This window comes from Paenibacillus alginolyticus DSM 5050 = NBRC 15375, from assembly GCF_000422905.1.
Lineage (GTDB): Bacteria > Bacillota > Bacilli > Paenibacillales > NBRC-103111 > Paenibacillus_E > Paenibacillus_E alginolyticus.
Genome location: NZ_AUGY01000092.1, coordinates 22,317 through 32,597, shown reverse-complemented (window position 1 = coordinate 32,597; position 10,281 = coordinate 22,317). Strand labels below are relative to the sequence as shown.

Annotated in this window: 13 protein-coding genes and 1 pseudogene; 2 read left to right on the top strand and 12 right to left on the bottom strand. The window is 41.4% G+C overall.

From position 1 onward, the window contains the following. Window positions 1–314: 314 nt before the first annotated feature. A pseudogene (locus tag G519_RS49435) lies at window positions 315–557 on the top strand (transposase); the annotation flags it as partial. A gap of 698 nt (window positions 558–1,255) precedes the next feature. Here the strand turns inward: G519_RS49435 and G519_RS0130875 are convergent. The 5 genes from G519_RS0130875 to G519_RS0130850 form a co-directional block, all read right to left on the bottom strand. Then, complete coding sequence (locus G519_RS0130875; RefSeq protein ID WP_029197944.1) at window positions 1,256–1,453, bottom strand: hypothetical protein; 198 nt, start codon at window positions 1,451–1,453, stop codon at window positions 1,256–1,258. A gap of 31 nt (window positions 1,454–1,484) precedes the next feature. Continuing rightward, a complete protein-coding gene (locus tag G519_RS0130870; RefSeq protein ID WP_127527637.1) occupies window positions 1,485–1,700 on the bottom strand; it encodes a hypothetical protein in 216 nt (71 codons plus the stop codon). A gap of 1,288 nt (window positions 1,701–2,988) precedes the next feature. Continuing rightward, complete coding sequence (locus G519_RS0130860) at window positions 2,989–3,192, bottom strand: aspartyl-phosphate phosphatase Spo0E family protein (protein ID WP_029197942.1); 204 nt, start codon at window positions 3,190–3,192, stop codon at window positions 2,989–2,991. 4 nt (window positions 3,193–3,196) lie between these two features. Continuing rightward, the gene (locus G519_RS0130855; RefSeq protein WP_029197941.1) at window positions 3,197–3,721 is read right to left on the bottom strand and encodes a hypothetical protein; all 525 of its coding nucleotides are present in this window, start codon (window positions 3,719–3,721) and stop codon (window positions 3,197–3,199) included. Continuing rightward, window positions 3,690–3,998: a hypothetical protein gene (locus tag G519_RS0130850; RefSeq protein WP_036634385.1), complete on the bottom strand. Its 309-nt coding sequence runs from the start codon at window positions 3,996–3,998 to the stop codon at window positions 3,690–3,692. Before G519_RS0130850 ends, G519_RS0130855 begins: the two co-directional genes overlap by 32 nt. Before the next feature lie 276 nt (window positions 3,999–4,274). On the opposite strand from G519_RS0130850, the gene G519_RS0130845 reads away from it, so the two are divergent. Beyond that, window positions 4,275–4,934: a hypothetical protein gene (locus tag G519_RS0130845; protein ID WP_029197939.1), complete on the top strand. Its 660-nt coding sequence runs from the start codon at window positions 4,275–4,277 to the stop codon at window positions 4,932–4,934. Between the two features lie 255 nt (window positions 4,935–5,189). Here G519_RS0130845 and G519_RS0130840 read toward each other — a convergent pair whose 3' ends face one another. The 7 genes from G519_RS0130840 to G519_RS48065 all read right to left on the bottom strand — a co-directional run bounded on the left by G519_RS0130840 (window position 5,190) and on the right by G519_RS48065 (window position 10,264). Beyond that, window positions 5,190–5,477 carry a hypothetical protein gene (locus G519_RS0130840; protein ID WP_029197938.1) on the bottom strand — a complete coding sequence of 96 codons (288 nt, stop codon included), beginning with the start codon at window positions 5,475–5,477 and terminating at the stop codon, window positions 5,190–5,192. Beyond that, a complete protein-coding gene (locus G519_RS0130835) occupies window positions 5,477–5,965 on the bottom strand; it encodes a hypothetical protein (protein ID WP_029197937.1) in 489 nt (162 codons plus the stop codon). Before G519_RS0130835 ends, G519_RS0130840 begins: the two co-directional genes overlap by 1 nt. 73 nt (window positions 5,966–6,038) lie before the next feature. After that, window positions 6,039–6,680: a hypothetical protein gene (locus G519_RS0130830; protein WP_029197936.1), complete on the bottom strand. Its 642-nt coding sequence runs from the start codon at window positions 6,678–6,680 to the stop codon at window positions 6,039–6,041. Further along, window positions 6,677–7,138, bottom strand: a complete 462-nt coding sequence (locus G519_RS45360; protein WP_051253841.1) for an AbrB/MazE/SpoVT family DNA-binding domain-containing protein — start codon at window positions 7,136–7,138, stop codon at window positions 6,677–6,679. The genes G519_RS0130830 and G519_RS45360 overlap by 4 nt, the downstream gene beginning before the upstream one ends. A 294-nt stretch (window positions 7,139–7,432) precedes the next feature. Continuing rightward, on the bottom strand, window positions 7,433–8,158 hold the full coding sequence (locus tag G519_RS0130820; protein WP_029197935.1) for a stalk domain-containing protein: 726 nt from the start codon (window positions 8,156–8,158) through the stop codon (window positions 7,433–7,435). Between the two features lie 97 nt (window positions 8,159–8,255). Then, complete coding sequence (locus G519_RS0130815; RefSeq protein ID WP_029197934.1) at window positions 8,256–8,750, bottom strand: hypothetical protein; 495 nt, start codon at window positions 8,748–8,750, stop codon at window positions 8,256–8,258. Window positions 8,751–8,755: 5 nt separating this feature from the next. Continuing rightward, the gene (locus tag G519_RS48065) at window positions 8,756–10,264 is read right to left on the bottom strand and encodes a M23 family metallopeptidase (protein WP_051253840.1); all 1,509 of its coding nucleotides are present in this window, start codon (window positions 10,262–10,264) and stop codon (window positions 8,756–8,758) included. Between the last annotated feature and the right edge of the window lie 17 nt (window positions 10,265–10,281).

The window sequence follows — 10,281 nt, the reverse complement described above, 5'->3', positions numbered from 1 at the left end:
AGGTTTACCAATATAATTTCAAAACTCCCGGTAAACCTGATCTATTGGTAATTCTTTCGAAATGTAACGTCTTGCAAGAAAAACATACCAAAATTCATCAAATGTAATATTAATTACACGTGTGATAAGGATATTATTGATCCAACAATTTCATTCGGAACTGTAATTTCATTATTTTGCTCCAAGTGTGCCATTTTTGCTCATGCAACGCTATTGTTACTTGATTCAGATGTTTTGATTTTTTTCTCCCATCAATTTTTGAAAATGCTTTGCTTGATCCAAGTGGTATGCTCTAAGTTGTTCTTTGTAATGATGGCAAGTTTATAGCTACCCAAAATAGAATCACTAAGCATGGCTCCAGGAGGCTCCGTACAGCCCTATATCAAGCTGTACGATGTGGTATTCGTAGTAACAGAAACAAGAAATTAAGGGCTTATTATGATAAGAAACGTGCTGAAGGAAAGCTGTTCAAAGTTGCGGTAATTGCTTGTGTGAATAAACTCATCCACTGGATTTTTGCCATCTTAAATACTAAAGAAGCGTTCCGTTTAGAGTAAGTAACAAGTAATAGAAATATATGGAATGTAATTCCATGCTTTATGGGACGGTTCTTTCCCATTCACTTTTTTAAGTATACCACCTCATGAATCCGCCATTAATAATTAAATATTGACAAGCTATTAGCTGGAATAGTACAACCCCGGGCCCAGAACTTTCCAAGTCTATGACAGAATACAAACATTTTTCTAATAAGGATTGCGGTTTGGAGAAATACTTCTTATGGAATAAGACAGGAGGTGAACAATAAACATGAGCAAATCTAATGACACTAACAACCCAAAGCATGCCACTTCACGATCGAACGATCCTAACGATCAAGGAAGAATTGGAGTACAAAAAAAATCGAAGTAAAGCTGTTACGTACCCAGTCAAATACTATCAAAGCATCAACAAACTCGGTATACTTGACCGGGTTCTTTTTTGAAAATATAACAATAAACACTCCTCACAATGGACTCAGTAAGAGAAGGTAATTGCTTTATTGTGCCCGTTACTTGAATGAACAACAAAAAGAGGAGCTGCCGCGAGGTACGCTCCTTCACTATTCTTATTCGTTAGCTAAACGATATAGTTAATGATCCTAATTTATGCGTTTCCTTTTAATCGTAAGCGTCAAACAGCCCCCACCTTGTTATACTTCACAGAACCGTTATTCTGTGAAGTAAAATTTGTTTCTAGCGTAGAATCCCTCTTTTTAGCGACAACAAACAACTTTCATGAAGCGAATGATATCACCAGGAATCGGCTCGTCTTCCGTAAACACGCGTGTATCAATTAAAAGCGCATTGTCTTTGATAGACATATTTATGATGTGTTCGTTCGGCTCAAGTTTTTGTCCAGTTGAATTCATAGTCAGTTGAAGTAAATTTTCTATATCGAACTTGTATTTCAATCAAACTCCACCTATTCATGCCGTATTTTTCTTAATTATACGTTATATATACCGGTCTATCCTTGTAGACATAATGTGTTGTAATTGACGTTTTCATAAAAGCGGTTGTTAAAGCAAAAGCATCCGCTTGATCCTCAGCCGTTTCAGGTACAATGATTTCCTTTACGTTTTTAAAATCTAGGATATCCGCTTTAATAATTAACGGAACTTTTTCTAGTTCAATTCCTGAGTAAATCTTAACCCCCATAAGCATTACCATTCCCTCAATTTATAGTCGTTCAAACAAAACCCCTCCGCAGCTGCAACCCTGACCTTTCTTGTGTTCATCTGCTATCCGGCAGGGATATACACGAACTATTTGATTAGAGAAGCAGCGATGCGTGTAATGCGAGCTAATAATCCTAAACAACCGGGAGTACCAGACAGCAGATTTACAGTCTTCTTAGATTGATTAACCACGGAAAAAAGGAGGTTCGAAGCTATGGCAGGTCAAGACACATCCTCACTTCGTTCCGCTGTATTTCCGATCAGCCAAGAAAACTGACATGTAATTGCGACAAAGGAAGTTAACTCACCAGAATAGTACTAGAACAATTGTAATTGCTCAACTGCCAGATTGATCTCGTTATTACCTAGTTCGATTATTTCTTCATCACGAGCTTCATTAATTGGTTCAATATTAGCGCGATTACGGCTGGACGCAATAAATTTTGTCTGATTACAACTAGCACATGTATAAAGTGTTTCTTTTTTTATTGAGAGTGCGATATTAATGCGCTCTTCAAGACTTAAATTATTATTTTGAGCACAATACCCGCATTGATATGATAAAAGCAGAACGAGCACCTCTAATCATTATGAAATATTTCGTATGGTATTAACTTATCATAATTACTATCATGTTCTCAAACGAATGTTCTGTATATATCAATCTATTCTAATGAAGAAAATTCACATTGTTACTAGGAGATTAATAAAAATTGAAGAACAATATTCAGGTTCTATGGAAGCCTAATGATATTTGATATATGCGTTCTTGCTAAAAAAGACTGAAAACTGCTATTGATGCAGTTTCAGTCTTTTTATTTATCTACTACCAGCCTTTTGCTACAAATTGACGTTTCTTAATATTGAATAGAAATCTACGAACAGAACTCAGCTCTCGCTTGAGTGAGTGTTTTAAACCTTCGATAATGAGTCTTGATCTTAACTCATCTCGACGATTTAACTTGTGAAGTAAGTTTAAGAATTGCTTGTCCATGCGGATCATTCCTCCATAATGTGGACATAAATTCTAACTAACTCTATTATAGGAACGCAATTAAGCAATTGTTGTCGCCTTATAGGTGAGAGATATGGATTATTTTTGTCGAAAAGTTCAGCTGTTACTTTGGCGTTTTTTATGTTGTGAAATTAAACTGGCAAATGTATGCTCTGAGTACTGTCTCTTCCCCAGTCTTTAGATTTTTCGTATAAGAGCGCTTCCCTTCTTTCAACCCGGCAGCAGCACCGAGTTTTACAGAATGCCGGTCATCTCAAGGGCGAGTGAAGTGCACTGAACGCTGCAGAAGCAAGCCATGATAACGATTCAACATATTATCGAGCTCCTCCGATTTCAGTAGAATCAGGGGAGACATTTTTCCGAACTGATTATAGGTATCGTGCAACTCCTCCCGCAATCTTTCGACCGCAATGAGGACTTGTTTGGCGTCTCCTCCAACTTCCGCTTCATGAGACATCAAATTAACGACCTCCTTCTAGTTCTTCAATCCGAATTTCGACTCTGTATTTCAAAAGAGTACATGACATGATAAGACGAGTTAAGTACAGCAGATCCCTCTCCAACGATGCTCTCGTGCAGCCTCCAGAAAGCTCATACAGCCTGCTTTGTGCAGTGCACTGCTTTGAGTCGTAACCTCTGACCTGTTCCTTTGACTGCAATTTCGTGGCTTCTAGAAGCAGTTGGTGTTTCTCCTCCAAGACCCTAACCATCGGCACCTTCATTTCGCCCAAAAGGCCAAAAAATCCAAAAATATCAATACCCCAGAATCGTAACAAGGCATCCCTATGTTGGTCGTTTTTCACCCACCTTGCTAAAAGACGAACCTTCTCATCCATCGGAAGACCCTTGAAGATTACAAGCGGCAGCAGCCCCACATCACCTGAGTCCCCCTCTTGCTGCAATAATTCAATGATCACATTTACATTAAACGGGCCGCTTGACGATGCGATCCGGTCACGTATGGTGTCCAGAAAATGAATCGCCATCCAGCTCCTTCAGTAGAAGAATCGCCAAACGAGCAGGGGCAAAGTTTTCTCTACCAGGATTGTTATGTGGATTCTGGCTGCCTTTTTGTAATTTCCTCTTGCGGCGGTGCACTTCCGATAAATCAATCCCCCATCGACGCATCAGATTGTAATACGTCCCTAAGCAGATCCCCCAAGCCTCACAAATCTCGTTTATACTGTGCTGGGATCGAATCATTGAAATCGTCTCATGTTTTTCTACATTGGACTTCCCTTCGATCTCCTTAATTCTGGGCATCACGGTAAACCAACTCCTTTTTAACGCAAAAAGCACGCAAGGCGCCAATGGGCCCGTGCGTGCTTCACACTTCCGTAGAAAAAAACGTTATTCGATGATCTGATTATAGCATAAACACCCGTATCTTTGAAGTTAATCGAGCAAAATGCTTCTACACTCCTTCGTAAATTCTGATATAATTAATGGCATGAACAGCATCTACAATTTAACAGAAAGCGTCGGAAGCACCGGTCGTTATGACTTGGTGTTTTTATTTTTTTTGAGAGGGGTTCCTTAATGATATTAAAAAGAGTGACATTTATTTTCTTGCTTGTATATGGCTTGATCGGAGTGTATTTCTTTGGCTCAAAGATTAGCGATGAGAAGCCAAAGGAAGTAAGACCAATTGTCGGTGAAATGAAAATCGAGCTAGATTGGGATGTGGCCAACGAAGTAGACGGTAATTATCGAACACCGTTATGGCTAAGAAACGACGGGTACAAGAAATATGTTGATGAAGTCGAGGGTAGTCATGAAGCAGTTTTGGGAGATCCGGAGTTTACATCCGCATATCAATTGATGTCTCTAATCGCGCAGCTCCAGCTCGGTGATCCGACAATTGCTTCGAGCTTTGTGAGCCCTTATCTTTCCCATTCCGACTACGACAGCAAGAAGGTTGCCGACATCACCGAAAAGTCCAAATCACTCGCTGATCGGATTACAAAGAATGAATCACTTGCAAAAGTAAAAATATCCCCGCCCATTCAGAGGAAAGATAACGAAGTAAGTCACGATGTTATCTTGCAGTTCAAGAACGGCGAGGAAATTAAGGTTCAGAATATCCCCATGGTCATGTTTCAGGATGACCATGGGGACGCAGAGGTTCATGACAATGGCATGTGGTACATGAATTTTAATTTACAAGAGCTTGCTCAGCGAGTAGAAAAAAAGGAATGAAATTAACCGGATCGTCCGTGCCACCAACACACATTTCCATCTTAAATTCCTTTAAACCCTCCTCATTTACTGTAGGAGGGTTTTCAATTAAAAGACTCACTACAACAAACTCTCTACAATTATCACAATGATTATCAGCATAGATCATATAGTACAACTCCTTTATCCGTACCTATTAACTCAAATTATAAGGGGTTGTTCTTGTTTGAACTAAACAATTTTATCGAAAGGATACTTTTTTTGAGGAAATACAATTTAGTGAGCGTTATCAATTAATCCAAATCGTATCAGCAGCTCCCGTGGAAAGTGAATACTCTTTTCAAACCCTTTCCCTAGTTCCACTGACTCGTATGCATATCCACGAACCCGAATGACATCAATGGCGCCGGCAATTGAAAGGCCATCTACCGGGCTGTAAGTGAGCATCAATTTCTCCAGATTCTCTTCCCTCTCCACACCCGCTTGATGAAGACGCTTGTATGCCTCCAGTAGATCGCTAATCATCGCCGTTCGTGCTGCGTTAATCGTAAACTCTTTGTCCATCACCAATCCCACCGTTCTCTGCTGCGATTTCTTACCGTTTCGCGGATCCGTTCTTCCTCCATAAAATCATTTATGTATTCAGGACATCCCTCAGAACTCTCTTCTTCCGGAAGAACGTCAAGAGGCACACCCTCCCGCTCCGCAACCTGCTTGGCCAAATGAACACCGAGACGATGAATCATCTCTCTTTGTCCCTGATAGGTAAAGACGGTTGGCACCTCGCCAAACACAGGGTCTACGCGCAATGTGAGCCCCTCATAGGCAGGTACCGCCCGCTCAAGCCCACGATTCGTTTTAACGACCAACGGCAGTCCCTTTGCATCACGTGGAATTCGAGACAGATCGGGTTGGAAAATCGGTATTTGCTCGTCCAGACTGTAGAAATTGTAACTGTTTGGAATTGCATTGATGTAACGAATAAACCGTCCTTCTTCCTGGCATCTCGCTGCGCTTTCTGTATCAAAGACCTCTTTGTTCTCACCGTTCATGCCGCATACCCCTCTTAACGAGTCGAAGCGGGCGCACAGAGAGCAAGAGGGTATCAAGGGCCTTTTACTCTGGTCAACCATTAGCCTGCTCCTCCATCTTCTTTAGATATTTTCGCTTAACGTGATCGGGTATATGCTCTTCACACTGAGCGTTTTTCCATTCATACAAATTCAGCAGCTTCTCATCTACGAACTTGTTGCAACCGGGGAAAATACACTGGCGTCGTGTTTCCACGACTTTATCATTAGATCGGTCAACCGAACCACCAGTTCGCTCGAGGACTCCCGTTCCTGGATTCTTGGACCACTTCCGCCCCAAATCGATCCATCCCATTTCAAAACAATCGCATGCATCCACGAATGCAAGGCTGGCAGCTGCTTTGCAACGCTCGTTAAAATACTTGATGCGCTTGGTCCGCTCATCGCGCTCAAATTCAATGAAGCCTTGGCCTTCATAGCTCGCATCGACGATCTGCAGTACCCCGCGCATTTCGAGCAACTTTTCATTTTCATGGATAATCGGATGTTCTGTTGTAAGCCTCCATGATGCAAAGTTACCGGCAGCTACGTTGACCCGATGCTGATACGCCTGTACCGGAATATGAGCACTCGCATGATTTTGATTTTTGAGCTCAACTGTACCAGGTGGAAACGGCAAAATGAGTTTCTCATATATCTCTTGGAAAAGCTGTCGGCGTTCCTCAAAATTATTCATCGCTGATCACGGATCCTTTTCCTCTCTTGAAAGAGATCAAATTCTTCATCGGTCAATAGCCCCAAAGAATGATATAAATTAATCGCCTCGGGATTTACGATCGGAATAAAAGTCTCCTGGAGCATTGAATCCCTCAAATATCCAAGCTGAGCCTCGTGGATGACCATCGATTTAAAATTGCGTTCCCGGTTATGCATCCGTTGGTCGTTCAACCACTCCTGATCAACCTCGCTTCGGGTCTTGTCACGGAAAATCTCAAAGCACCTGCCAGAAGCATTGAAATAAAAAAACCGAAGGCCGTTTTCCATGAGAGTTGTTAATGTATCTTTTTTCAGGACTACTTCTCCGTTTTCGTTGAACGAGTATTTAATAATCGAGCCTTCTTGAAGGCCCAAGCGCTTGCGGATCTCCATAGGCACCGTTGTTTGCCCCTTGCTGGTAATCTTCGAATAGAACAAATGACTCAACTCCTTACTTCGCCTTACTTCCATTTTATAGTAAGGCAGAGTAAGGAAATTTGTCAATATATCCTTTTAGAAAAGAAAACAATAGTCACCAATGAAGGGCGACTACTGTATGGTGAAAATATAGTATTAGACTGAGAGTGTTGAATTGATACGGTTTTTGAGTAGCAAGACAGTCAGCTTTTGAAATTGAGTTTTAGACTGATCAACCTAATGACACAACAGCAACTAGGGACGTGAAAATAAAGTCCTAGACTGTCGCTACCTCATTCAAACTATCGTTCTCCGTTATTTTAATACTGGGTTAATTAGATCTATTGCCTGAGTATTAATTGAAATATTCTTCTCCCTACTTAGCTTCATGTTTAACTGTGTAACCCCTTTAATATTCAGGGTTACTGCTTCTTGAATTGATCCTTTACTTAATACGAATGAATTCAAAATTTTACCGTCCTGATCAGTAAAAGTGACTGTACTACTAATGTTTTTATCTACATTATCGTCGTCTGTTCCAATAGCGAATGTCAGTGACGAATACTGCCCGTTTAAATTATAAGCGAACGTTAAATCTAATGCTTTGGTATCGTGAAAATTATTATGTTCTGTAAAGACTTTATATCCTTTTGATCCATACGATTTCCCATTAATCATCATAGGTTGATCTTGTGAAACGGCATATTTTAAATAGCCCTCGTTCACTGTTTTTACACCATTTGCAACCGGAAGCGATACTCCATCTAATTTTCTTCCGATATTAACAGCCGTATTGTCTCCATCCCACGTGATATCTACGCCAAGCAGATCCCCAACCGCCTTTAACGGAACATAAGTCCGGCCGTTCGTTATAAAAGGTTTAAGGTCATCTTCTTTTGAAGTTTTATCAATACCATTTTGTACTAATTTTACTCCAAAATAAGCGTCCAATTTTACTGCTTCCGATGTTGCATAGGAAACACCACCGAATAATATCGCTCCCAAAATGAACCCACTTGCTATCGACTTTACATTTTTCATATCAATTTCAATCTCCCTTAACAAGTAGTATACGAATACTCATATTACTAAAAGCCCTTCCAGATTTCGACACCAGTTTATTTACACTGAACAACTACTACAGAAAATGAAGGACATTAGGGATGATATAGAGCAAGAACAGAATGATCGGGGAAAGCATGACCATGCCGATGCCCCTTCTTTTCGACATGGGATTATTGGCCCCAAGTCCCCGAATGAGAAGACCTAATAACATGACAGTCACCGCAACTGGAATCCCGATTATCAAAAGAACTTTAAACATTCTGGAAAGCCCTGAATGCGTTGTGACGAACACCTCTTCGATTTTTGTATTCGCAGGAGCAGGTTCACCACCTGTGTAGTAGTAATACAGGACCGGCATATAAGCAAATACAAATATGAACACTCCAAAAACGATACTCATCATCATTCCAACCCGCTTAACAATTGGGTTTTTTCCTGAAACCAGAAATAATAGGAGTCCAAATAAAGCCAATAGTGCCATAAAAATGATGCCGGTATCCTGCATGAATCCGACAAACTTTTGGAATAACACATTGACATTATTACCTACACGATCTAGTTCTGACACCTGAATCACCCTCCTTTATCCTTAATCGGGCCTAAGAAAATCATTGGGTTAAATGCTTTTTCCGCTTCTGCCATTCGCCCAAACGGATTTTTTTTGTTGGGAATTGCAACCTCAAAGTGAAGGTGTGGTCCAGTCGAGTCTCCTGTTGAACCTTGTTTGCCAATCTGTTGTCCAGCCTTTACCTGATCGCTTACTTTTACAGTTACGGAGCTCATATGAGCATAACGAGTCTGCAACCCGTCGTCATGAGCTATGATCACAATATTGCCGTAAGTCCCCATTGCTCCGGCCCATATAACAAGCCCATCTTTAGCTGCGAGAATAGGTGCGTTTGGCCATCCCCGACCGCCGAGGTCTACACCATAATGGAAAGTACCCCAGCGTGGTCCAAATCCGCTGTTTATGCCTCGGTAATCAATTGCGATAGGCCATACCCATCCATCCACGGCTTTCCCATTAAATGTGTAATCCGCATTGGAGTAACCGCCACCACCACTATCTGCGTACTTTCCGTTATAGAGCTCAATAGGGAAGTAGGGGTCAGTTGCTTTTACATATTCATAATATTCATTCAAATTGCGCTCTTTTACCCCGCGGGAAATCAGATAGTTCTTGAACAGGACAGCGTCGTACTGTATCTCCGGAACGCCACGATCATCTATCATTGTCTTCTCCCACTGAATATAGGTAATAGTTGTACAATTTCCGCTGCTTGATGAACCGCTGTATTCCCACTGGCCATTTGGCTCAATTGTACCTCCCGGAAAATACCTTTTCACTGAAGGGATTTCTGTAGTACCATACCGGGTCTCTACTCCTGACATGATTTTTCTTGCCGGCATCTTGCTAGATGAAACGGATTCGGTAGGAGGGTCGTCAACAGTTCTTGTATGCTCTATTCCCTCATCATCCGTGTATGATTCCTCGTGATAGCATGCAGTGATAGATTTAGTGTACTTCATATCATTATCGATAGTTTTGTATGAGAACGTCGGCTCAAGATTTTTGAATACTTCCTTTGCATCCGGTAGCATAACTTTTGAGTCAGTATGTGAGATCTTATATCGAGCCAAGGAGGCAGGGATTGCCCAATTAGGCTTTACCAGGTTCTTCAGAGTTTCCTTCCACGATTCACTTGCTTCCTCACTATCGATTGGAGCAACACTTTGATCTGCGAGGTTTCTGAACACTTGCTCGTACCGACGATCGGCAGACTCCTCGGAAGCATTTCGTTGCCCCCCTTTTAAGAACCAATCTGAAGAGGAAATCGACATCAGGATCGCTGAGAATATGAGGAGAGCTAGTAATACCGCAATTATTTCTATACCAAAAGTAGCGATTACCGCCTTTACTGCAGCCGCAACAAACTTCTTGACGATGTTTATTACAAGCTTCTTGATTGCCTTTGCAGCCTTTCCGGCCGCTTTACGGGCGAGTTTACCGCCCGCTTTTTTGCCGAATTTCCCCGCTTGCCCGGCCGCTTGCTGCCCCAATTCTTGAGAAGAAATATTCATCACCTCCTGCGCTTAGA

What these genes read in the sequence shown, in the direction of transcription:
- G519_RS48065 (WP_051253840.1), bottom strand. Translation starts at nt 10,264, where the DNA reads ATGAATATTTCTTCTCAAGAATTGGGGCAGCAAGCGGCCGGGCAAGCG.
- G519_RS0130820 (WP_029197935.1), bottom strand. Translation starts at nt 8,158, where the DNA reads ATGAAAAATGTAAAGTCGATAGCAAGTGGGTTCATTTTGGGAGCGATA.
- G519_RS0130835 (WP_029197937.1), bottom strand. Translation starts at nt 5,965, where the DNA reads ATGAACGGTGAGAACAAAGAGGTCTTTGATACAGAAAGCGCAGCGAGA.
- G519_RS0130830 (WP_029197936.1), bottom strand. Translation starts at nt 6,680, where the DNA reads ATGAATAATTTTGAGGAACGCCGACAGCTTTTCCAAGAGATATATGAG.
- G519_RS0130845 (WP_029197939.1), top strand. Translation starts at nt 4,275, where the DNA reads ATGATATTAAAAAGAGTGACATTTATTTTCTTGCTTGTATATGGCTTG.
- G519_RS0130870 (WP_127527637.1), bottom strand. Translation starts at nt 1,700, where the DNA reads ATGGGGGTTAAGATTTACTCAGGAATTGAACTAGAAAAAGTTCCGTTA.
- G519_RS0130860 (WP_029197942.1), bottom strand. Translation starts at nt 3,192, where the DNA reads ATGTCTCATGAAGCGGAAGTTGGAGGAGACGCCAAACAAGTCCTCATT.
- G519_RS0130840 (WP_029197938.1), bottom strand. Translation starts at nt 5,477, where the DNA reads ATGGACAAAGAGTTTACGATTAACGCAGCACGAACGGCGATGATTAGC.
- G519_RS0130850 (WP_036634385.1), bottom strand. Translation starts at nt 3,998, where the DNA reads ATGCCCAGAATTAAGGAGATCGAAGGGAAGTCCAATGTAGAAAAACAT.
- G519_RS0130855 (WP_029197941.1), bottom strand. Translation starts at nt 3,721, where the DNA reads ATGGCGATTCATTTTCTGGACACCATACGTGACCGGATCGCATCGTCA.